22 protein-coding genes, 1 tRNA gene and 1 pseudogene are annotated in these 21362 nt (G+C 49.2%); 5 read left to right on the plus strand and 19 right to left on the minus strand.

Going from position 1 to position 21362, the window contains the following annotated elements; genetic code table 11:
• Positions 1-1161: a benzoate/H(+) symporter BenE family transporter gene (locus tag GM173_RS08035; RefSeq protein ID WP_203570863.1), complete on the plus strand. Its 1161-nt coding sequence runs from the start codon at positions 1-3 to the stop codon at positions 1159-1161.
• A gap of 195 nt (positions 1162-1356) precedes the next feature.
• Here the strand turns inward: GM173_RS08035 and nudC are convergent, their stop codons facing one another.
• Positions 1357-2169, minus strand: coding sequence for an NAD(+) diphosphatase (gene nudC, locus GM173_RS08040; RefSeq protein ID WP_203570864.1), 813 nt, complete (start codon positions 2167-2169; stop codon positions 1357-1359).
• A 241-nt stretch (positions 2170-2410) separates the two neighbouring features.
• On the opposite strand from nudC, the gene GM173_RS08045 reads away from it, so the two are divergent.
• Positions 2411-2767 carry a BON domain-containing protein gene (locus GM173_RS08045; RefSeq protein WP_203570865.1) on the plus strand — a complete coding sequence of 119 codons (357 nt, stop codon included), beginning with the start codon at positions 2411-2413 and terminating at the stop codon, positions 2765-2767.
• A 59-nt stretch (positions 2768-2826) separates the two neighbouring features.
• Here the strand turns inward: GM173_RS08045 and GM173_RS08050 are convergent, their stop codons facing one another.
• Positions 2827-3327, minus strand: a complete 501-nt coding sequence (locus GM173_RS08050; protein ID WP_275412340.1) for an arsenate reductase ArsC — start codon at positions 3325-3327, stop codon at positions 2827-2829.
• A gap of 200 nt (positions 3328-3527) precedes the next feature.
• Between GM173_RS08050 and GM173_RS08055 the strand changes: the two genes are divergently transcribed.
• Positions 3528-3613 (plus strand) — tRNA-Tyr (locus tag GM173_RS08055).
• A gap of 415 nt (positions 3614-4028) precedes the next feature.
• Here GM173_RS08055 and GM173_RS08060 read toward each other — a convergent pair.
• The 10 genes and pseudogenes from GM173_RS08060 to GM173_RS08100 form a co-directional block, all read right to left on the minus strand.
• Positions 4029-5009 carry an SEL1-like repeat protein gene (locus GM173_RS08060; protein ID WP_373309370.1) on the minus strand — a complete coding sequence of 327 codons (981 nt, stop codon included), beginning with the start codon at positions 5007-5009 and terminating at the stop codon, positions 4029-4031.
• A 78-nt stretch (positions 5010-5087) separates the two neighbouring features.
• A pseudogene (locus tag GM173_RS16385) lies at positions 5088-5288 on the minus strand (sel1 repeat family protein); the annotation flags it as partial.
• A gap of 305 nt (positions 5289-5593) precedes the next feature.
• Positions 5594-6547 carry an SEL1-like repeat protein gene (locus GM173_RS08065; RefSeq protein WP_203570867.1) on the minus strand — a complete coding sequence of 318 codons (954 nt, stop codon included), beginning with the start codon at positions 6545-6547 and terminating at the stop codon, positions 5594-5596.
• Positions 6548-7008: 461 nt separating this feature from the next.
• Complete coding sequence (locus GM173_RS08070) at positions 7009-7710, minus strand: hypothetical protein (RefSeq protein WP_203570868.1); 702 nt, start codon at positions 7708-7710, stop codon at positions 7009-7011.
• Between the two features lie 2 nt (positions 7711-7712).
• Positions 7713-9413: a hypothetical protein gene (locus GM173_RS08075; RefSeq protein ID WP_203570869.1), complete on the minus strand. Its 1701-nt coding sequence runs from the start codon at positions 9411-9413 to the stop codon at positions 7713-7715.
• Entirely contained in the window at positions 9410-10495 is a 1086-nt protein-coding gene (locus GM173_RS08080) for a toprim domain-containing protein (RefSeq protein WP_203570870.1), read from the minus strand. Before GM173_RS08080 ends, GM173_RS08075 begins: the two co-directional genes overlap by 4 nt.
• On the minus strand, positions 10492-10797 hold the full coding sequence (locus GM173_RS08085) for a helix-turn-helix domain-containing protein (protein WP_203570871.1): 306 nt from the start codon (positions 10795-10797) through the stop codon (positions 10492-10494). Before GM173_RS08085 ends, GM173_RS08080 begins: the two co-directional genes overlap by 4 nt.
• On the minus strand, positions 10794-11015 hold the full coding sequence (locus GM173_RS08090) for a helix-turn-helix transcriptional regulator (RefSeq protein ID WP_203570872.1): 222 nt from the start codon (positions 11013-11015) through the stop codon (positions 10794-10796). Before GM173_RS08090 ends, GM173_RS08085 begins: the two co-directional genes overlap by 4 nt.
• 102 nt (positions 11016-11117) lie before the next feature.
• Positions 11118-12068, minus strand: a complete 951-nt coding sequence (locus tag GM173_RS08095; RefSeq protein ID WP_203570873.1) for a hypothetical protein — start codon at positions 12066-12068, stop codon at positions 11118-11120.
• Positions 12069-12162: 94 nt separating this feature from the next.
• Positions 12163-13389, minus strand: a complete 1227-nt coding sequence (locus GM173_RS08100) for a tyrosine-type recombinase/integrase (RefSeq protein ID WP_203570874.1) — start codon at positions 13387-13389, stop codon at positions 12163-12165.
• Between the two features lie 290 nt (positions 13390-13679).
• Between GM173_RS08100 and GM173_RS08105 the strand changes: the two genes are divergently transcribed.
• A complete protein-coding gene (locus GM173_RS08105) occupies positions 13680-14396 on the plus strand; it encodes a pseudouridine synthase (RefSeq protein WP_203570875.1) in 717 nt (238 codons plus the stop codon).
• A 28-nt stretch (positions 14397-14424) separates the two neighbouring features.
• On the opposite strand, the gene GM173_RS08110 is transcribed toward GM173_RS08105, so the two are convergent.
• Entirely contained in the window at positions 14425-15651 is a 1227-nt protein-coding gene (locus GM173_RS08110) for a GGDEF domain-containing protein (RefSeq protein WP_203570876.1), read from the minus strand.
• Between the two features lie 102 nt (positions 15652-15753).
• On the opposite strand from GM173_RS08110, the gene GM173_RS08115 reads away from it, so the two are divergent.
• Positions 15754-16695, plus strand: coding sequence for a carbohydrate kinase family protein (locus tag GM173_RS08115; protein ID WP_203570877.1), 942 nt, complete (start codon positions 15754-15756; stop codon positions 16693-16695).
• A gap of 46 nt (positions 16696-16741) precedes the next feature.
• On the opposite strand, the gene GM173_RS08120 is transcribed toward GM173_RS08115, so the two are convergent.
• The 6 genes from GM173_RS08120 to GM173_RS08145 form a co-directional block, all read right to left on the minus strand.
• Positions 16742-17326 carry a CNP1-like family protein gene (locus tag GM173_RS08120; protein WP_203570878.1) on the minus strand — a complete coding sequence of 195 codons (585 nt, stop codon included), beginning with the start codon at positions 17324-17326 and terminating at the stop codon, positions 16742-16744.
• A gap of 55 nt (positions 17327-17381) precedes the next feature.
• Positions 17382-18395: a cation diffusion facilitator family transporter gene (locus tag GM173_RS08125; RefSeq protein WP_203570879.1), complete on the minus strand. Its 1014-nt coding sequence runs from the start codon at positions 18393-18395 to the stop codon at positions 17382-17384.
• Positions 18392-19711 carry an ATP-binding protein gene (locus tag GM173_RS08130; RefSeq protein ID WP_203570880.1) on the minus strand — a complete coding sequence of 440 codons (1320 nt, stop codon included), beginning with the start codon at positions 19709-19711 and terminating at the stop codon, positions 18392-18394. The genes GM173_RS08125 and GM173_RS08130 overlap by 4 nt, the downstream gene beginning before the upstream one ends.
• Positions 19708-20370, minus strand: a complete 663-nt coding sequence (locus GM173_RS08135; RefSeq protein WP_203570881.1) for a response regulator — start codon at positions 20368-20370, stop codon at positions 19708-19710. The genes GM173_RS08130 and GM173_RS08135 overlap by 4 nt, the downstream gene beginning before the upstream one ends.
• Positions 20371-20416: 46 nt before the next feature.
• Complete coding sequence (locus GM173_RS08140; RefSeq protein WP_203570882.1) at positions 20417-20935, minus strand: cytochrome b/b6 domain-containing protein; 519 nt, start codon at positions 20933-20935, stop codon at positions 20417-20419.
• An 81-nt stretch (positions 20936-21016) separates the two neighbouring features.
• A complete protein-coding gene (locus tag GM173_RS08145; RefSeq protein ID WP_203570883.1) occupies positions 21017-21283 on the minus strand; it encodes a PepSY domain-containing protein in 267 nt (88 codons plus the stop codon).
• Between the last annotated feature and the right edge of the window lie 79 nt (positions 21284-21362).

A 21362-nucleotide genomic window follows, 5' to 3' on the forward strand; every position in this document is an offset into this window, starting at 1 on the left:
ATGTCGTTCTGGCGTGATGGATCGATGTCGGCCGTCGTGGCGGGTTTTGTCACCGTATTGGTCGGATTTACTAGCTCGGCTGTGATCGTGTTTCAGGCCGCGCAAGCGCTGCATGCGACGCCCGAGCAAATCGCATCGTGGATGTGGGCGCTGGGTTTGGCGATGGGGCTGACCTGCATCGGCTTATCGTTGCGTTTTCGCGTTCCAGTCGTCACTGCATGGTCGACGCCAGGCGCTGCGCTACTAGTGACCGGCGTCGCTGGCGTGACGATGCCCGAGGCAATTGGCGCATTTATCGTTTCTGGTTTGTTGATCGTGTTGATGGGCGTAACCGGCTGGTTCGAGCGCGCAATGCAACGGATTCCGCTCGGCATCGCATCGGCGATGCTGGCGGGCGTGCTGCTGCGTTTTGGTATGGGCGCATTTACCGCCTTGCAAACGCAATTGTTGCTGGCTGGCAGTATGATTGCGAGCTATTTGTTGTTGCGTCGATTCTTGCCGCGTTATGCCATCGTCGGGGTATTGCTTTGTGGCTTATTAATTTCAGCGGCTCAGGGTTTATTACATCTAGAGGGTATTCGATTTGAGTTGGCGCAGCCGATTTGGATCATGCCTGAGTTCACCCTTAGCAGCATCGCCAGCGTGGCGCTGCCGCTATTTATGGTGACGATGGCTTCGCAAAATGTGCCGGGTGTAACGGTGTTGCGCGCTAATGGTTACACACCGCCGATTTCGCCGATTATTGCGACTACAGGTTTGACGACGGTATTGCTCGCGCCATTTGGTGCGTTTGCGATTAATTTGGCCGCGATTACCGCCGCGATTTGCATGGGCAAAGACGCGCATGAAGATGCCAGTAAGCGTTACGTCGCCGCGGTTGCCGCTGGTGTATTTTATGTGTTGATTGGCCTGTTTGGTGCGACCGTCGCCGCGCTATTCGCCGCTTTTCCACGTGAGCTGGTGCTGGTCGTTGCTGGGTTGGCCTTGGTCAATATCATCGGCAATGGTTTGGCATTGGCAATGCGCGACGAGACGCAGCGTGAAGCGGCAATGATGACTTTTCTGGTGACCGCTTCGGGCTTAACGCTGTTCGGTATTGGCTCGGCATTCTGGGGACTGATTGCGGGTGCGCTAACGGCAGTGGTAATGCACAAGAAATAAGCAAAACAGCGGATCACGAATAATACGAAAAAAAGCCGAACAAGCAAAAATTTTAGTGGTGTTACACAAGGACTTAAAAGCTAAAAACAGTTGTCCACGAAAGACACGAAAAGCACGAAACAAAATCAGGCTTGCGCTAAAGCATGTTGCGTCTAGGTTTGGCTGTTCAATTTTCGTGCCTTTCGTAATCTATTTTTATGGGTTTTTTTTCAGCCCCGCTTGCAATAAGCGGTAGGCGATGCTGGCGGGGCCGGGTAGCAGTGGTGGTAAATCATCTGGGCTAAACCAACGCGCATCTTCAATTTCATCGGGTTGGCAGACAATCTCTCCCGCCACATAATCGGCAAAAAACGCCAACATCAAGGAATGCGGAAACGCCCAGCTTTGGCTTTCAAACCAGCGTAGATTGGTGATTGTTACGCCAACTTCTTCGAGTACTTCGCGATGTGCGCACTGTTCTAGGCTTTCGCCGGGCTCTACAAAACCGGCGATGGCGCTATACATCCCTTCGCGAAAATGCGGCGAGCGCGCCAATAGCATTTCCCGGCCACGCTGAATCAATACCATCACCGCAGGCGAAACACGCGGCCAAACGCGATGGCCGCAGGCGGTGCACTCGCAAGCGGCTTCGTGCTCCAAGGGCTGAGTTGCCTCGCCGCAAACCCCGCAAAATTGATGCGTGCGATAAAAAGTTGCGATCTGAAACGCGCGCCCTGCCAGCGCCCACAAGGTTTCACCGATGACATCGAAACTCGCGCGTAAATCAATCGGCGTTAGCTCGTCGGGGAGCGGTGTGCTTACATCCCACACCGCCATGTGCACCGCTTGCGATTCAAGCTGGCCAATCTGCAGTTGATATTTTGGCTGAGCGAGACAATCTAATGCGGCGGCACTGGCGAGTGTGTTTTGCTGTAGCAATAGGGTATTACCATGAATGGCAATAATAATATCGCCTTCAGATAAATACATCGATTTTTTGTGTGCGGGAATAAATGCCATTGGCAGCATACAATCGCCTTGTACCGTCAGACTTGTAGTTAAATAGAGCTTGGATTAAACCATTCCTGTTTTTGCACAGCAACAGTACAGACTGCATAGCGGCGCTTCAAGCACGAGAAAATTGTCGCAAAATAAATTCATTTTCGTTTGTCATTGAATTTAAACAATTCTGTAATGTATTCCTCTTAGAATCAACGCGATTAAAGCCTTCAGGGCTGAATAATTTTAAATTCTACAGATGAGTGAAAAAATGAAACAAATCAGTTTAATCGCTACTTTATTGACCGTTGCGGTGTTATCGACTGCTTGCAGTTCTGCGCCAGAAAAACAAGCTGCTGCGCCAGCACCTGCTGCTCCGGCTGCTAAACCTGCTGCGGATGCTGCTGTGGTTGCTCAAGCGGTAAAAACGGCCTTGGATGCGGATGCCAAATTGAAAGCGTTTGACCTTAAAGTAAAAGGCGCGAACGACAAGAAAGACCCAAGCAAAGTGGATGTGACGATTGATGGTAGCGTCGACACTGGCGAGCAAATGGCACAAGCCGGCATGATTGCTGAGAAAGTGAAAGGCGTTCAATACGTGAACAACAACATCATGCCAAAGAACTAATCGTACTTGTTGCGATGATAAAAAAGACAGCCTAGGCTGTCTTTTTTAATGCCCGACATTTAAATAGAAACTGCGCTTTGGTTGCCGATTTCGCTGATGTGGTGCTGCAGTGTTAAATGTTCGAGTTTCTCTAAGGGTAGGGCGGTTAGTAAGTCTATGCGATGTTTAATCATCAAAAATGCATCATGGAAGGCTTTGCGTTGATCTTCTGTTTTGTACGGCAAACTAGGATCTGCCACGCCCCAGTGGGCAATCATCGGCAAGCCAGGCCACGATGGGCAAGCTTCACCAGCGGCTAAGTCGCATAAGGTGAAGATAAAATCCATTTGTGGGGCGGCCGGCGAGAGAAACTCATCCCAACTTTTGCTGTGCAAAGTGTCAGTAGCCAGCCCAAAATGTTGCAGAGTTTCAATCGCTAGTGGGTGAACGCTGCCTTTGGGGTGACTGCCCGCGCTGTAGGCGGTAAATTGAGGGTGGGCAAAATGATTCACGATGGCTTCAGCCATTTGACTACGGCTTGCGTTGGCGGTGCAGATAAAGAGGATATTGTAGTTTTTCAATGACCAACTCCAGTGGTGGGGCGCTCTAATGGCGTTCAATATGGGATGTGAGTGGCTGAATTATCCGCACTAAATATTACAATTAAGTTTCAAGTTCTTGACTATATGTTTTTGCACTCGATCTGCCGCACATTTTTTTAAAATAAGTGGACACATGGCTTGACGAGTGCCTGAGCGCGGGGGATAATTGCCGTCCTCGTGGAGGGGTTACCCCAGCGGTCAACGGGTCCGGACTGTAAATCCGGCGGCTCAGCCTTCGAAGGTTCGAATCCTTCTCCCTCCACCAGCAAAACACTATAAAGCCCTGATTATTCAGGGCTTTTTCGTTTTCTACTTAGGCTGGCCCCACATTTAACCCATCATTCACTTTTGACCCACACCACAATCCCACGCGTGAACAAATCACAGACAATAAAACCACCTTCAAAGGTGGCTCGGTGGTAATGCCGTTACTGGGTAACAAGGTTAGCTAGCCGTGCTTGGATTGGATCGACACCCAAAACATCGAGCACGGGAAAATCAACCAAAGGCCAAACCCTCATTGTTTCAAAAAACAGCTATGAAAATATTCGGCTAAGTGTGCGCTCTTGCATAAATGTGGCCTAGACTTTTAACCGCCCAACCCAAATCCTTTCCGTAGCCTTGCAATAAAAAGGCCCCACGCGGTGGGCAATGGGGCTTGGTGTTGTTCTAGCTTGGCATTATTTCGATTTTGTTAAGTGCGTCGCAATCGCTTTGCTCAAGTTGTTTGGCTTAGCCATTTCACTACTTAATCGCTGGCCAGCTTCAACTTGCTTTGGCGTCATTTTTGATATAGCGACTTCCGTATTTGCAGCCCCTTTTGTTGTTGCATCGACTGAGGCAAGATTAAATAGCGCATAGGCCACGACCACGTTCTGCGGCACGCCTTGACCCTTCGCGTACATCAAGCCGAGGTTGTTTTGCGCTAGGGCAATGCCTTGCTCTGCCGCCTTGCGATACCAGTCCACGGCTTGGGCATAGTCCTGCGGAACGCCGTGACCATTTTCGTACATCCGGCCGAGGTTGTTTTGCGCTAGGGCAATGCCTTGCTCTGCCGCCTTGCGATACCAGCCCACGGCTTGGGCGTAGTCCTGCGGAACGCCGCGACCATTTTGGTATATCCCGCCGAGGTTGTATTGCGCTTGGGCCATGCCTTGCTCAGCGGCCTTGCGAAACCAGTTCACTGCTTGAGCATAGTCCTGAGGAACGCCGCGACCATTTTCGTACATCACGCCGAGGTTGTATTGCGCACGGGCATTGCCTTGCTCAGCCGCCTTGCGAAACCAGTTCACTACTTGAGCATAGTCCTGCGGAACGCCGCGACCTTTTTCGTACATCACGCCGAGGTTGTATTGCGCGAGGGCATTGCCTTGTTCAGCGGCCTTGCGAAACCAGCTCATGGCTTGGGCATAGTCCTGTGGTACGCCTTGTCCATCGCTATACATCACGCCGAGGTTGTATTGTGCACGGGCAATGCCTTGCTCAGCGGCCTTGCGAAACCAGCTCACGGCTTGGGCATAGTCCTGTGGTACGCCTTGTCCATCGCTATACATCAAGCCGAGGTTGTATTGCGCTCGGGCTTCCCCTTGCTCGGCGGCCTTGCGAAACCAGCTCATGGCTTGGGCATAGTCCTGTGGTACGCCTTGTCCATCGCTATACATCACACCGAGGTTGTATTGCGCACGGGCAATGCCTTGCTCAGCGGCCTTGCGAAACCAGCTCACGGCTTGGGCATAGTCCTGTGGTACGCCTTTTCCATCGCTATACATCAAGCCGAGGCTGTATTGCGCACGGGCATTGCCTTGCTCAGTAAGCGGTCGAAACTCTTTAAGTGCCAGCTCGTAGTTTCCGGCGTTGTATGCCGCGACACCTTCATCAAGTCCCGCATGAGCTACGGAAATAAAGCTAGCCAGTAGTGGGGCGAGGATTAATTTTTTCATACTGCTGCGGCCTTTTGTGTGTTCGCATTTTAAATGCGAGCCATTGATGTGTACTTAAATCCGTCGGCTCTTTACTTTCGGCAGACTGTCGATAGTTTAACTTCGCTAATTGTAGTAGTGGTGTAAGAGGCGTGGGCTCGATTATTCGTAATAGACGACGGGCACATCAACCGACTCTAATCACATATAAGTGCATTGTCATATTTATGAGCCTCGAGAAACCCCTGTCCACACGCAATCAGGCACGGCAAAACAAAAGCCCCACGCGGTTAAACAATGGGGCATGGTGTTGTTCTAGCTTGGCATTACTTCGATTTTTTTAAGTACGCCTCAATCGCTTTGCTCAAGTTGTTTGGCTTAGCCATTTCACGACTCAATACCTGACCTGCTTCAACCTGTTTCGGTGTCATTTTTGATAAAGCGACTTCCGTGTTTGCAGCCCCTTTTGTTGTTGCATCGACTGAGGCAAGATTAAATAGCGCATAGGCGATGCTCAAATTCTGCGGTACGCCTCTACCGTCATGGTACATAACGCCGAGACTGAATTGCGCACTGGCATTGCCTTGTTCAGCGGCCTTGCGAAACCAGCTCACGGCTTGGACTACATCGGCTTGTTGTGTGTCACTATCAGAGTTGAAAGACTTGAAGAGGCACTCCTGGCCCATTCTGAGTTGCGCATAGGCAATGCCTTGCTCTGCCGCCTTGCGATACCAGCTAATGGCTTGTTCAAGGTTCTGCCGAACGCCTCGGCCTTTTTCGTACATCATGCCGAGGTTAGATTGCGCATTGGCATTGCCTTGCTCAGCCGCCTTGCGATACCAGTTCACGGCCTGGTTATAGTCCACCGGAACGCCTCGACCTGTGTCGTACATAACGCCGAGGTCAGATTGTGCAGGGGCATAGCCTTGCTCTGCCGCCTTGCGATACCAGCCCACGGCTTGGGCGTAGTCCTGCGGTACGCCGCGACCATTTTGGTACATCACGCCGAGGTTGTGTTGCGCTTGGGCAATGCCTTGCTCTGCCGCCTTGCGATACCAGCCCACAGCTTGAGCATAGTCCTGCGGTACACCTCGGCCGTTTTCGTACATTATGCCGACGTTGTATTGCGCACGGGCATCGCCTTGCTCAGCAAGCGGTCGATACTCTTTAAGTGCCAGCTCGTAGTTTCCGGCTTTGTATGCCGCGACACCTTCATCAAGTCCCGCATGAGCTAGGGAAATACAGCTAGCCAGTAGTGCGGCAAGGATTATTTTTTTCATACTGCGGCGGCCTATTGTCTGTTCGCATATTAAATGCGAGCCATTGATGTGTACTTAAATACGTCGACTCTTTACTTTCGGCAGACTGTCGATAGTTTAACTTCGCTAATTGTATAGTAGTTTGTATAGTAGTTTAAGAGGCGTGGACTCGATTATTCGTAATAGACGACGAGCACATCAATCAAGTCTGACCTCTTTGATTGCTTTTGCATTTACACAGACTTGTTGCTTGATGACTGTAGCTATATTTCCACTTGCCAATAAAAAACCGCCATTAAAGGCGGCTTCATCAGCACAACTTTTTAAGCTCTTGCTTCTGGTTTCGTTGTAATTCGGCCAGTTGCCTAACTAAATCCTTTATTTGATTAGAAAACACCCGACTATCACGCATGGATTGGGTAAATTGCTGGCGCTCGGTAATTGCTGCAGCACTTCGCCGCCCGTGCTTTAGCGCGTTTTGGCTACTGGCTGACTTTCCTTGCTTTGTTCGTGCGCCCGTCGACTTTACCCACGGCTGCCACGTTTTGATTAGCTCGGCTTGTTTTGCCTTTCTTTCGGGTGTCCAACCGTTCGCCATCGTCGTGCTCCAATAGTTCGTTTGTAATATTTTTTTCTGACTGCATTGCTCCGTGCGCGGGTACTTGAGTGCCGTTATTCACTTGTTGCGCCCCGCTGCTAATATTGGCTTGATTAGCAAACACAGCAACCCTCGGACTCTTCACCTCGGCCAAGGTTTCAATCGTGGCACGGCATTGACTCTGGGCTTTAAAGGCCATCCGAAGATAACGCTCGGTGGTTTCAATACTGTGTCCGACGTTATTCAACGCCCGTTGTGCCAACAAGTTAAACAAGCCATCCAGTGTTTGCATTTGAGCAACCAGCGTAACCTCTGCCAGTGTTAAATCACCATTAACCACCTTATCGGAACGCTGCTGCAATATCTCTAAGTGCTCGGCAAGGCTAATTTCACCCTCCTTGCAAAAAACCCCCACTTTATTGATTTTCTCAAAAGAAATTGCAGCTTGTAGTTCGGGACTAGTAATGACTCTTGCAACCATTTGCCCACGCGGTTCATTAGCACTGGCTTTAACAGAAATTTGCTTAGGGTCTTTAGTTGCCGTCCGTTGTGGCGTGCCTGCCACCTTTTTACTGTCCAGTGCCATGATTAAAAACCCTCCATTGCGTCAAGTGCTGCGAGTGGGTCAACAGTCTCGTTACTGCTAAATTCGGCGGGGGGTTGGTCAATAACCGTCAAAACCGGCGCAACCGACAAACTCGGCTCAATTTGTAATTTCCATTCGACTCGGTCGCGTGAATCACCGTGTTTGATAAACTTCATACCATCAAAAATGCGTCCCGCATGTTTCTTTAGCCAACATCCAAGCTTGCGCGGGTCGATAGTCCCTTGTTTTTCAGCCGCCTCCATTAAAGCGTCTGCAAAATCACTGGTACGCCCAGTTTGGCTTGCCCAAATAACTACATCTCTAACCAGTGTGGGTGATGTGCCAAATTGATTTTTCCAGCCAAGTAACACGCGCCCTAATAATTCAGCAGCGGGGTCAGATTTAAGCTGCTCATAAAAGCGTTGTGCGGGGTCGGCCATGCCAAGCCAAATCAATGGCTTGCGACACAGCTCTGTCCACTCTGAAAAACTCGCCAGCGGTGTGCAATTCACCCCTTGTCGACCTGATACTATCCAAGCCCTAATAATGGTCAGCGCGGCGGTAACATATTTAGCACGGTTCCCCTGTAATTCCATTTCGATATTCGGTCGCTTAAACTCCCTTGCTGTTGGTGTTTCACATCGTGGGTCAAGCTGAATGCACAACACACGCCGCGCCATATCTTTAATGGCTTCTATATTGTTTCCAGAAAATAAAATAAGCGCACACGTCGAACATATAACGTCTTTTGATACACCCAGCAAACGCCCACATATAAATGCCTCGGTGATTACTGCTTTAAGAGTTTCACTTGGCACAATATCACCCGACATGTCGTCAAAGTTGATCACCGCTGGCGATTTTAGCAGTAGGGCAATCAGTAGCTTGCGCATCTCATCGCTATCGTTTGTGAAGGCTGTAGCAGGGACGCTTTGCGGCGTGGACAGTGAAGCAATCAACCGCGCTAAAAATGATTTACCACTCCCTTGAACGTGAGCATTGATAAGAAAAGCGGGGGCTGTGCGTAAACTTGGGCGAGTTGCTGCTGTCAGCATGGCGGCAAGCGCTGCGGCACGGTCACATTCAGCATCAAAAGCACACTCCTCAATAACCTCTGACAATACTGCTAATGCTGACTTAGCATTGTCCATTGTTGGGTTCGCTGGAACTGTATATTCTGCTGCATTAAATACGCCATAACGTGCAGTCTCAGCGTCATAGCCTGCTTCTGTAACAAGAGAAAAATCGGGACGCAAATAAGGCTGTCGGGCAATACCACGCAAAATAGGCAAGTGCTTGTAATCAGTCGAAGCAAATAAAATACGCACATACTTTTCCGGCGGGTCAATCGCTACAAAAGCGTCCTTCCTCTTATCAAACCGTTTCCAAGCGGCAAGCCTCGACAGGTCGCGCATCAGTGACGGTTGCGATACAGGCACAATTGCCGTTTCGCCCGATGTCGGGCAGGTCTGCACCGTCGCCAGCAAGCCAGACGCTTGGAAATGTCGCCCACTCTGTGAAAGCGTTTTTTCAGCTTGGTCGACGATGTTATGCAGATTACCAGCAGAAACTTCGATCACGGGTAGATTGTCGGTTATGTCGGTTTTGACGGTTATGTTCAGGCCGTCCGGCGAATTTGGCAGAATCTCCATAGCGTTATCCGGTGAAGCCAAAGCAAATAATGGGGCATCATTCAGCATCATGCTTGCTCCTTGTTGATTTCGTCGTTCATTACATCCATCCAATCAGTACCAGCAACAGGCGGTAGTAACACACTTACCTTGTAGCCCTCTGCCACCAGCCGAGCAGCCAAGATGTAGGCCGCCTCTTTACCCGCATTACGACCTTTGTGGTCTGGACGGTCGTTGTCGGCATAGATGATGATTTCACGCACGCCATCCGGTACAAGGAACGATTTAAGGCCGCTGGTACTGATGCACGCCCACACCGCTAAACCTGTCATACGATGGACAGCTAAAGCGGTTTCGATACCCTCGGTTAAAGCCAAACGGCCATCAGCCCATATCGAGTACAAACGGCATGCAGCACCCGCCAAAGCGCCATCATGCGCGGCCTGTAGTTTTTTGTTAGGCAGTAACACGCCATCCCTGCCATGCAGTACCAGCTTGTTTGCATCTTGGCTTAAATAAATCCGGTGCATACCAGCCAGTGAGCCATCCGCTTTGGTGATTTGTGCCACCAATGCCGGAAACGTACCCAACATAACGGGCTTATTGTCGGCAACGTGCCAGTAATCCAAAGCCGTGCAATTACGTAACGGGCTATTTTCACCCGTCGGCAAACACACCCAATTCAGGCCGCGATTCAGCAAGTACTTACCCGCTTGATTGTCTGGACGGATTGCCACACAGGAATCAAACACCGCTTGCACCTTGTCCGTGCGGTCAACCATTTGTACGACTTGGCTAGTCGCTGGAACTGCATAGGGTATTGCCATGTAATTATTGTTAAATATGCTATCGGCTGATATACCTAATACATTGGCAACAGCCTTAACCGCATCAGGAAAACTCAGTCCGAAAACATGCCGCACCAGTGCAAAGCCATCACCGCCTTGCTCATCCATACCACGGCAAGCAAAACGGCCATAGTCAGCGCCGTTACCGCGTAAGGTGAATTGAAAACGGTCTTTACCACCGCATGCAGGGCAAGGGTGATTCTTACCATCCAAGTATTTCGCATTGATTCCCAAGGCTTGCAGAGTAAAAGGCCAGTTACCATGCGCGGCTTGTTTGACTGTATCGCTGAATGATTCGCGCATCATGATTGCACCGCCTTAGGTTCAGACAGTAGCGTGTAAATGGCGACTTTTGAATGTGGTCGATTAAAGCCATCAAGCACTGGGCATAATTCTGTGTTGATTTCATAACCGGACTCGCGCAACTCTTTAATGCGCGGCGCTGGCTGCATGATATTCCAATCATCGCGCAACTCTACGGTGCTATGCCCACGTTGGCGTAATGCTTGTAAAACACGTTGCCGTTGTGAGGCGGCGCTGGTGTTGGTAAGATTGCCATGCGTAGCAGCAAGGCCGTTATTCTCGAAAGGGGTAGCGGTCTTTTTCATTTTTGCGCCGCCTTTGACGCTGCAATGCGGCTTTCTACCCATCCTAAAATGTCTGATTTCAGCCAGCCGACGCGACTACCACCAAGAGATATATTTTTGGGGAACGTACCCGCCGCCATATCGCGGTAAATACTGGTACGGGATTTTGATGTGATTTGCTCTACCGTCTTGCGGGTGAATATCTGCGGCAAGCTGTCGGGGATAGTTTGATTTGTCATCGTGTGCAATCCATAGCCGTGTTGGGCTTGTTAGGGGACACACGCAAGATAAAGCCCCACGAATGGGGCTTGTGTCAGGTGACAAAATCATTTGTCAGATTGCTATTTGATAGATGTCAAAGCCTCGATTCCGTTTGCAATAGCTGTCCTGATTTTTGTGTCGGCTAGGCCGTAAAGCTTTGCATCTGGAACGCCACTTAGAAGCGCTACAACATCCTCAGCAATTGCTTTTGCGTTTGGCCGCTCTCCGTGTTTATATTTTACGGCCTTCGCAGCTAGGCATAGGGCTATAGCACCAATCATCTTCGACTCATCTGGCTGTTTTGTTATTGGTTTTGCTTCATCATCAGCTATTGATGCTTCAAATAAAGCTATGTCAGAAGCTCGGATGACGAGTGCGGAGTCATCTGGGAGGCCTCCTGCTGGATAATAACTATTTGCTTCGCCGTAAGGTTTTCCTTCGAAGTGTTCTAGAAGCTGGAAGCAATTGCCCTCGTCATCTAGAACGACGACTCCACCCAAATTTACAAGTGTTATTGCTGGGCCATTAGTAAGTGTTTGGAATTTATGTTGAACGTCTAGTCTCTCAGCGCCAATCATTGCTAATTGATAGACGCCAGCTAGAGTTATTGGCTCATCCGTATCGAATTGATAAATCAAACCATTCGACTCTAGTCCTTCGTAATAGAGCATGAATTTATTATCGTTTAATCGTGATTCAAGTTCTTTTTTTAGCTCTTCGGGTATTTGATCGAGCCATTCTTGTGTTACCAAATTGTCAAACTCTGGCAAGTTTAACTTTTCAAAAAAATTAATATCGTCTTGTGATGCAAATAATGAGGGACGAAAGCAAATTAGAGCATCTTCTTTGGGTCTGATTTTTCCCTTGAAAGCTTTTGCGTGGTTGACTAGGTCAACTGAAATCTTTAAATGTCCATCCAAGGCTAATTGAAGCACATCGGCGATTGTGACTTCGTCCTCTAGCGTGCTTGATAATCGCCTCGCGGCGTCTGCAAGTGTGAGATTTTTTTTCAATTTGAACAATTTTTTCATATTGGACTTTGCTTTAACCCCTGTAATTGATTGCCACGCCAGCAGATCAGGGTTATCTGTGTTCAGCCGCTAAGCCTAGACGTGGCAAACTTGGTTATGCCGCTCTTAATGTCACTACGTTATTCGGTTTACTGGCTTTGCCGTTTAGAAAATCAGCCCACGCTTGCATCATCACTGCTCGGTGTTCGAGTAGGTCGTCGCGGTGGTAGGCGGCCTCTGATTTGTTTTCGATTTCGTGCGCTAATGCGCGCTCAGCCCAATCACGCGGGTATTGATTCACGCTTGCCCAATCACGGAAAGATGATCTAAAACCATGCGCAGTGGCTGTCCGTTCGCCTGTGTTGCTGTGGGCGTTTTTCTTGCGTAGAAACATCGTCAAGACGCTATCGGATAGGGGTTTTTCGGCTCTAGGGCTTGGAAACACCAAAGTCGGGTGCTGGCCTTGTTGTGCTCTCAATATCTCCATTGCCGTATCAGATAAGGGTATGCGGTGAGCTACGCCCATTTTCATACGTTCGGCGGGTATCGTCCAAATTGCGCTGTCTAAATCTATTTCAGCCCAAGCCGCGCCGCGTACTTCCCCCGACCTTGAAGCAGTCAACATTAAAAACATCAAAGCATTGGCGCTCACACTTTGGCGGGTGGATAGATTGCCAGCAACAAAGGCGGGCACGTCACGCCACGGCATAGCGGGGAAGTGCTCCACCCTTGCTGCCTCGCCTTGCTTGGGTAATAGGTAGCCAACTACATCAACGGGATTAGCAGCAATAAAGCCATGCGCCCAAGCCCACCCCATCACCGCACTCATGCGCTGTTTAACTCGGCTGGCTGTCTCTGCTTTCTTTAGCCAGAATGGGCGCAATACATCGGCAATATGCTTTGGCGTGATTTCGGTAACAGGCATTGCGCCGATATGCTTAAACACATAAATGTGCATGCTGTTTATCCAATCATTTATATGCTTTGGATTGCTCCAGCTCGGCGCTAAGTCTTTATGCAGTATTTCGGCGGCCTGTTGGAATGTCGGCGTTGCTGGTGCTGCTTTCTCGCGTGCTCTCGCATCAAGCGGGTCGATACCCTCAGCAACGAGCTTGCGCATGGCCTCGGCTTTTTCTTTGGCGCTAGCTATGCCTACTTCGGGATAGATACCCAAACCCGCGTCACGGCGCTTTCCTGTAATGGGTGAAACAAAGCGCAATTCCCATTTTCCACGGCCTTTAATCTTAGTTGGAATGAGCCGCAAACCGACTACGCCACCATGCGGTAGCGGCTTATCTTCTGGTTTTATCGCTTTTGCTTTGGTATCAGTGAGAATCGACATTTTTCTAGTTCCCTTCGCTTTACCTTCTAGCCCCACATCTAGCCCCACACGAGAGAAGGGCTTTAACGGGAATTATTGGGAACATAATAGCATAGAATATGCCTGAAATCCTTGTTTTTGCTTGTATTTTGGGAATGGTTGGGAAATGCTGAAACAACAAATTTGCAGTTTCTCCCTCCACCAGCCAAATACTACAAAGCCCTGATTAGTCAGGGCTTTTTTGTTTTTGCTCTCCCGTCGATTGAAAAAAGCCCTTACAATCGCGTCTCTATCTGTTTGAGTAGGTCATCATGAAAAAATTATCACTCGATAAAATTCTGCAAAGCCAAGGCTTTGGTTCTCGCAAAGGTTGCCGCGATTTAATCGAGGACGGAGAAGTATCGATTGATGGCGTCGTGATTACCAAGTGGAAAACCGAATTTGATCCGCAAGGCTTGGTATTTCAAATTTTTGATGAAACATGGGAATACCGCGAAAAAGTCTATTTGGTGTTAAATAAACCGAGTGGCTACGAGTGCTCGCGTAAACCGACGCACCATCCCGCCGTGTTGACTTTATTTCCGCAAAATATGGAATGGCGTGATGTACAGCCGGTTGGTCGACTTGATCATGACACCACCGGTTTATTGTTGCTGTCCGATGATGGTGCATTTATTCATGCGCAAAGCTCGCCGAAACGCCACCAGCCCAAAAATTACATCGCCACGACGGCTGAGCCAGTCACCGATAAATTAGTCGCTGACCTATTAGCTGGCGTGCAATTGATCGACGAGCCTGCGCCAATCGCTGCGCTCGTGGCTAATAAAGTGGCTGAAAATCAAATCGAAATCGTGTTAGAACAAGGTAAATATCACCAAGTAAAACGTATGCTCGCCGCCGCAGGTAATCATTGTAGCGCTTTAACACGCGTGCAAATTGGTGGCTTAAAGCTGGCTGATTTGGGCTTGGCTGAAGGCGAGTGGCGTTATCTAAGTGCTGCTGAATTGCAATTGCTTCAGTGGGATTAAGAAGGCTATGTATTGACGGTATCTTCCGCTAGGCAATCTCTGGATTGGGTTCGCCAGAGATACCCCTTGATTGATTGTTTTGTAATTGTGAAACCAGCGTGCTGAGATTGTCTTGGTTCATGGCCGTTTTATTGGCTGCCGTGGTTTTTCGCTTTTGAATTGCGCTGTGTAGGCTCTGTAGTAATTCATAAACTGAATCGCCATCAATTCCTGCACGCACCATATTTACCGCGCTGCTTGGGTGAAAGCTGCTGTCGCTATGATCGATTTGCAAAGCATTTATCGACAATTCAATTTCCAGCATCATCGTACGCATTTGCTGCATGGGTAGATTGCTGCACAATAAAATAAAGTCATTACCGGTAAAGCGCCCGATGGATACCGTTGCATCGCCTGCGATGTCTTTGAGCACACGCGCGGATTTGCGTAAGGCCATATCGCCAGCGGCAAAGCCATAGCGTTGGTTGATTTCTTGAAACTGCTTCAGATTGACACAAATCATCGCGAAAGATTGCTGATGTTTTTGCGCTCGGCGTAGCTCTTTAATCGCACATTCTTCGATGCCACGTCGATTTAACAGACCAGTGAGCGCATCATAGCGCGCCAATTTAACCAGTCGTGTATGTAGGCGATGCGATAAGGCATTGTGATAGGCGTAGGGTAAAACTAACTGGCTCAAGAGCAAGGTAATTAGCAAGGTTGCTTGGAAATTGTCAGCAGGAACTAGGCCAATCCCGAGCGCCAAATTCGTCAGCGCAAAAATAAGTAAACTCGTGACTAATAAGCTTCGCGGCACCGCCCATTGTTCGTCATTGTGTGCCAGACGTGCTTCATAGGCGATGACTAGCCAGAGTGGCACTGCGGTGAGGCAAATCAGCTGGAGTGCCGTTTGATGTGTGATGACGCCGGAACATTGCAAAATAAAAATCAGGACACTGATCGCCAAGGCGCTGGCCCACCAGCCCAATAGCGCCGGGCGTGCAAAAAACCGCCGAGTACCTGCCAGCAATACCAATAGGCCGCTAATCCAGATGCTACCCGCTGCTGCGCTGAAATTGCTGTTGAGCAATACGGCGAATGCGATGCTGCCCGCCGCTAGTAACCCACCGCCACAAGCGATGGTGCCTAAGCCACGTTCTGAATGATGAGATCGAGTCAGTAAAAGATACTGCGCTACAGCGAGCACGCCGCTGATGCCCGTTGCCCATAGCAAAGAGGTCAATGAAATTGCAATTTCCATGGCGGCAAAGTACATGAAAACCCTAGTGTCGTGGGGTATGAGTAGATGGATGGTGGATGTTTGCAGACAGAATGCAACGAATGGTTATAATTCTGCTATTCACTTGGGAGAAATACAATGTCAGCACTGATTTGCGGCTCGATGGCTTACGACACGATTATGGTCTTTCCTGACCAATTCAAAAAACACATTTTGCCAGAACAAATTCATATTTTGTCTGTGTCTTTTTTAGTGCCTGAAATGCGCCGCGAATTGGGTGGCTGTGCGGGAAATATTGCTTACACCTTAAAAATGTTAGGTTCAGAGCCATTGATCATGGCAACAGTGGGGCAAGACTTTGGTATCTATGCGACATGGTTAGATCAGCTGTCGATTTCACGTGCCTACATCACAGAGCAAGAAGGCTTTACTGGTCAATGTTTTATTACAACTGACTTGGATGATAATCAAATTACGGCGTTTCATCCTGGGGCGATGGGGGTATCGCACCTGAATCAAGTGAGTGATGTAAAAGAAAAACTGTCTATTGCCATTGTTTCGCCTGATGGCAAACTAGGTATGCAAGAGCATAGCCGTCAACTTGCAGCTGCCAAAGTGCCATTTATTTTCGATCCGGGCCAAGGCATGCCGATGTTCAGTGGCGAAGAACTGCTTGAGCTGATTGAATTGGCTGATTATGTTACTTTGAATGACTACGAGGCGGAAATGCTCGGTCAGCGTACTGGATTGTCGATTGCTGAAATTGCAGCCAAGGTTAAAGCCTTGATTGTGACTTTAGGTGCGGAAGGTGCGCAAATTTACGCCGATGGCGTGCGTCACGACATTCCTGCGGTGCCGGCGGTTGCTGTGCTTGATCCAACCGGCTGTGGTGATGCTTTCCGTGCTGGTTTATTGCACGGTTTAATGAAGGGCTGGGATTGGCCAACGACAGGTCGCTTAGCGAGTTTGCTCGGTAGCATCAAGATTGCTCAGCGTGGTGGGCAAAATCATAAATTTACTCAGGCTGAATTGGCGGAACAATATTTAGCCGCGTTTGGTAGCGCCTTGCCGCAATCTTGATGGCGGAGCGGCAAAAAAAAAGCGACTCATTTGAGTCGCTTTTTTATTATTTATTGCGGCAGGCAGGGCAATCGCCAGACTGTTTATCGACTTTAAAATCTTTACGAATGGTTTCGATGGGCCACGGCTCGTCCATTTTGCAAAACGAATCGGCCAAGCTACCTTGCCAAGCGTTATGTTGATTTTTCTGTATCAATCGCCAGTTGACTTTGCTGTTTTTGCTCCATTCTTTTTGTGGGGTACCCCAGCCATAAGTCCGGTATTGATTGGTTTTGCAGTCGATACCCTCAAAAATAATATTTTGCAATCCACCCGATTTGGGGCTGATAGCTACGACATAACGCACGATTTGGTCTTTGCCCAAGCTTAAGCTATCGAGCGCAATCCGGTAGGTGTTGGATTTAATTTCTTGGTAAAACTGTATCGGAGCCCATTCTTGCAGCGAACTGAGATTTGGAAACTGAATCTCTTGCTCTTGCTCTGGCGGTATCGGTAGCGCTGCGTTGACGCGACTAAAGATATCTTTGATACCGCCGCCGTCTGATTCCATCCCTTCAGGGGTGTGGGCATCATATTCTGCCGCTTGTGAGAAAGTGGCCAATAAAGCAGTCAACAGCAGCAGAGAGCGCATTAGAGTTTTCCATCCAGTCAAAGTGGGCACATCGTAACAAGCATTACCAAGTGGCTCAATGCTCGATTCGGTGAATAGGTACGATTTTACCATCTCGCTCACTCAGCCATGCGGGTTGTAATGTTACATGATCAATCCCGTATTCGTTTTCTAGCATTTGGTTTAACTGCAAAATCAGGCTGGGCCAGCCGAGCGGCTCGTTAATAATTAAGTGTGCTGATAAGGCTTTGCGCTTGCTGCCAATGCTCCACACATGTAAATCATGCACTTCAACGATGCCGGGGACGGCTGCTAGCCGTGCGCCAACTTGGTTGAGATCAATCCCTTCAGGTACGCCTTCCATCAGTAAATGGGTCGATTGGCGTAGTAGATTCCATGTGGAACGCAAAATCAGCAGTGAGACGGCGATCGACAAAATGGGATCAATTGGCATCCAGCCGGTGAAATAAATCACGGCACCTGCGGCAATTGCGGCAACCGAGCCCAACAAATCACCCAGCACATGAATCAGCGCCGCGCGGCTATTGAGGTTGTCGTGATCGTGCGAGAGCTGCCAAGCGGAAAACACATTGACCAATAGACCAATGACGGCAATTACCATCACGCCTATACCATTGACTGGTTCGGGATGTAATAAGCGTTGCACAGCCTCGACAATAATCCACACCACCAAGGCGATCATCGTCAGACTGTTGACCAGCGCACCAATCAGTTCCGCTCTCGCGTAACCATAGGATTTACCCGCATTGGCGGGGCGTTGCCCGATGACGTTGGCAATCAGTGCCAGTAATAATGCCGCACTGTCGGTCATCATATGACCAGCATCGGAAATCAAGGCCAGTGAGCCTGACCAAAACCCGCCGATCAGTTCAATAAAAGCAAAACCAAAGGTGACGACCAGTGCAAAAACGAGGCGTTTTTGCGAGGTGGGTACGCCATGGTCATGGTGATGATGGCTGTGATCGTTGTGATGGTCGTGTTTGGCATTATGACCATCCGGGCGGTCGTGTGGATGTGGGTGTTGTTCCCCTTCGGGGTGATGGTGATGGGTATGGGGTGCATAACTCATGATGTGATGTCCGGATTAAAGATTACTTCAACACAAAATCCACCTTCAGGTAGATTGCTCAACTGTAATTGCGCGCCATGAAGATCAGCGATACGACGAACAATAGATAAGCCTAGGCCGACTCCAGGTTGCGCCTGACCGGGGGGCCGATAAAAGCGTTCACCTAGACGCAGTAAATCAGCCTCACTTACGCCGACACCGTTGTCGCTGATGCGTAGTCGTGTGCCGTCGATCTGAATTTGGATGATTGCGGCGTCACCTGCGTAATGGCGGGCATTATCGAGTACATTTCTTAGCAATAAACCTAACAAAATCGGCTGCCCACGTAGTGGCAGCGCTTGTTGCACAATTAAATGCGCGGCATCGGCGGGCAAGTCTGCTTCGATCAGCGCCGCTTTGGCTAAATCGGGTAAAGAAATCACTTCAGACTGGGGGCGTTCACCGTGTTCTAAGCGTGATAAAGCCAGCAATTGCGTCACCAGACGCGTCGTTCTATCCACGCCTGCTAACGCTTTTCCGAGTGCTTTTTCGCGAATTTCTACCCGCGGGCTACTTTGGGCCAGCTCAATTTGTACGCGTAGTGCAGCCAGCGGCGTGCGTAATTCATGTGCCGCGTCGGCCGTAAAACGCCGTTCGCGCGCCAAGGTTTCGCTGACTTGGCCAAATAAAGTATTGAGTCGATCACGGAGCGGGGTAATTTCACACGGCACAGCCACATCTAATGGATTGAGATTGTTGGGTTCGCGTTGTGCAAGTTCGGCTGCAACCGATTTGAGTGGTTTTAGCCCTTGGCGGATGGCTAAAAACAACAAAGGCAGCAATAAGAGCAAGGCCCAGAGTGCCGTTTGGCCTAAACCTTCGCTTAATTCATGCGCGATTTTAAGTTGGTTGCGCACCGGTTCGCCGATAATGAGCTGTCGTTCAGCGTCTTGGCGCACCGTAATTTGCCAAGCGTGTCCTTCGTGCTGAATTAAATAAGGATGGCGACTGGCGGCGGCTTGAGCAGGAAATGGCGTCGCTAAGCTGCTAATAATGACGCTGCCATCGCGATTAAGCAGGCTAAACCCCAGTACCACATGCTGCTTACGCTGCTTGTAGAGCGACGGTTTCAAATCATCTTCATCGCCCAAATTTTGCCATAACAGATCGGCATAAGCAGTGAGTTGACGATCAAGCACTTCGGCGGTTTCTTTGCGTGCTTCATGTAATAAAACCGCACTAAAAGCTATCCAAGCACATAAAGTGGCGAGCAAGACTAATAAGGTGAGGCGGCTGACCAATGAATGATGCAGCCAATGTTGAATACGTTTAATCAATCGGACTCCAAACGCCAGCCTAAATTACGTACATTTCGGATGACTTCACGACCTAGTTTTTTGCGTAAATGCGATAAATGCACGTCGAGCGTATTGCTCTCGATGTCGCCTTGCCAGCCATAAAGTTTTTCGTCGAATTGGCCGCGAGACAGATAATGTGGGTAGTTCGCCATCAGCAGATGCAGTAATTTAAATTCCATTGCCGTTAAGTCGAGCATCTGGCCGCGCTGGCTGGCGGTTTTGTGGCAGGGGTCGAGCTGAATGTCGTGCCAAGTTAGGCTATTTTCGCTGCGCCCTTGTGCTCGGCGCAGTAGTGCATGAATGCGGGCAATTAATTCACCCAATGCAAATGGCTTGATTAAATAATCATCAGCCCCTGCGTCTAGTCCTTTGATTCGGTCTTCGACTGAATCGCGCGCAGTCAGCAGCAGCACCGGCAGATCGCCCAAATGGCGGCGGATCCAAGCCAATAATTCGAGTCCATTCATCCGTGGCATCGCAATATCAAGTACTACTAAGTCAAAGCTTTGCTCGGTTTGCAGTGCGCTACGCCCAGCTTCGCCATCGGGCAACCAGTCGACGACAAAGCCAGCATCAACCAGCCCGTCTTGGATGCCTTCACCGAGTAATAAATCATCTTCGACTAGCAAAATACGCATCTTCTAAATTCCAAATTGACGATGTATTGCTTTCAATGCTTTGTTATTAATCGCCTGTGCGTTTATACCCATGAATCATAGCGGCAGGTAGATTTTCTTTATGACGCCAACTCTCAAACAGCGCCGCCGCGACATGTAGGCCAACGCCAGCAAGCAAAGTATAAGCGAGGATTTCGTGTAGCTCCTCGAGCCATTCTTCACCAAAAAACGCATCAGTACCCATCATATAGCCAGTTGTTCCGATTGCGATGACCATCAGCAATAAAAACAGCATCATCACCGCGCCAGCCGGGTTGTGACCCAGATACCGAGGATGTTCACCGCGCAATTGGGCGCGCAGGTAATTGAGCACTCGGCTCGGCGTAGGAAACCAGTCGCTAAAGCGTGCGTGTTGACTGCCAATAAACCCCCAAACGATACGGCTTGCCACCAAGGCTAGCGCGGCATAGCCTTCCCAGCGGTGAATCAGATCGCCGCCTTCGTTGATAAAGTTACCCAACACGGCTAGCGCCAAGCTCCAGTGCAAGAAACGCACCACTGGATCCCAAACTTTTACTTGTTTCATATGTATTTGCCTTAATGGGTATAGCTCTATAGCCATTTATCATTATTGGCTATAGAGCTATACGTTAAGAAATTGTATTGGTTAATCAATTTCAGATTTAACAATATCCAGTGTTTTGGTATCGAAATACACTTCGGCTTTTTTGCCTTCTTTGTTGTGGCCGTAAATCTCGTAGCACTCACCCGATGTTTTGAATTTTTTGATTTTGTAGCCCATGCCTTCAATTTTGGCTTTGGCATCGGCTTCTTTCATCCATTCGGCTTTTGGATGAGGAGTGCACTTTGCGCTGGCAAAACTGAGGGAAGAAGCTGCAACGGTGGCGACGGCAAACAAAGTAATCAGTTTCATGGTCTAGCTCCAAGTGGTTTGTTGAGACAACGAGTGCATTAAATCATCGTTGAATGAAGCGAAACTTAAGCGCTAAAAA

Source organism: Deefgea chitinilytica (assembly GCF_016881405.1).
In the GTDB taxonomy this organism is placed as follows: Bacteria; Pseudomonadota; Gammaproteobacteria; order Burkholderiales; family Chitinibacteraceae; genus Deefgea; species Deefgea chitinilytica.

Coding starts and splice junctions, on each gene's coding strand:
- GM173_RS08035 (WP_203570863.1), top strand. CDS start 1: ATGTCGTTCTGGCGTGATGGATCGATGTCGGCCGTCGTGGCGGGTTTT.
- nudC (WP_203570864.1), bottom strand. CDS start 2,169: ATGCTGCCAATGGCATTTATTCCCGCACACAAAAAATCGATGTATTTA.
- GM173_RS08045 (WP_203570865.1), top strand. CDS start 2,411: ATGAAACAAATCAGTTTAATCGCTACTTTATTGACCGTTGCGGTGTTA.
- GM173_RS08060 (WP_373309370.1), bottom strand. CDS start 5,009: ATGTATAGCGATGGACAAGGCGTACCACAGGACTATGCCCAAGCCATG.
- GM173_RS08065 (WP_203570867.1), bottom strand. CDS start 6,547: ATGAAAAAAATAATCCTTGCCGCACTACTGGCTAGCTGTATTTCCCTA.
- GM173_RS08070 (WP_203570868.1), bottom strand. CDS start 7,710: ATGGCACTGGACAGTAAAAAGGTGGCAGGCACGCCACAACGGACGGCA.
- GM173_RS08075 (WP_203570869.1), bottom strand. CDS start 9,413: ATGATGCTGAATGATGCCCCATTATTTGCTTTGGCTTCACCGGATAAC.
- GM173_RS08080 (WP_203570870.1), bottom strand. CDS start 10,495: ATGATGCGCGAATCATTCAGCGATACAGTCAAACAAGCCGCGCATGGT.
- GM173_RS08085 (WP_203570871.1), bottom strand. CDS start 10,797: ATGAAAAAGACCGCTACCCCTTTCGAGAATAACGGCCTTGCTGCTACG.
- GM173_RS08090 (WP_203570872.1), bottom strand. CDS start 11,015: ATGACAAATCAAACTATCCCCGACAGCTTGCCGCAGATATTCACCCGC.
- GM173_RS08095 (WP_203570873.1), bottom strand. CDS start 12,068: ATGAAAAAATTGTTCAAATTGAAAAAAAATCTCACACTTGCAGACGCC.
- GM173_RS08100 (WP_203570874.1), bottom strand. CDS start 13,389: ATGTCGATTCTCACTGATACCAAAGCAAAAGCGATAAAACCAGAAGAT.
- GM173_RS08105 (WP_203570875.1), top strand. CDS start 13,680: ATGAAAAAATTATCACTCGATAAAATTCTGCAAAGCCAAGGCTTTGGT.
- GM173_RS08110 (WP_203570876.1), bottom strand. CDS start 15,651: ATGTACTTTGCCGCCATGGAAATTGCAATTTCATTGACCTCTTTGCTA.
- GM173_RS08115 (WP_203570877.1), top strand. CDS start 15,754: ATGTCAGCACTGATTTGCGGCTCGATGGCTTACGACACGATTATGGTC.
- GM173_RS08120 (WP_203570878.1), bottom strand. CDS start 17,326: ATGCGCTCTCTGCTGCTGTTGACTGCTTTATTGGCCACTTTCTCACAA.
- GM173_RS08125 (WP_203570879.1), bottom strand. CDS start 18,395: ATGAGTTATGCACCCCATACCCATCACCATCACCCCGAAGGGGAACAA.
- GM173_RS08135 (WP_203570881.1), bottom strand. CDS start 20,370: ATGCGTATTTTGCTAGTCGAAGATGATTTATTACTCGGTGAAGGCATC.
- GM173_RS08140 (WP_203570882.1), bottom strand. CDS start 20,935: ATGAAACAAGTAAAAGTTTGGGATCCAGTGGTGCGTTTCTTGCACTGG.
- GM173_RS08145 (WP_203570883.1), bottom strand. CDS start 21,283: ATGAAACTGATTACTTTGTTTGCCGTCGCCACCGTTGCAGCTTCTTCC.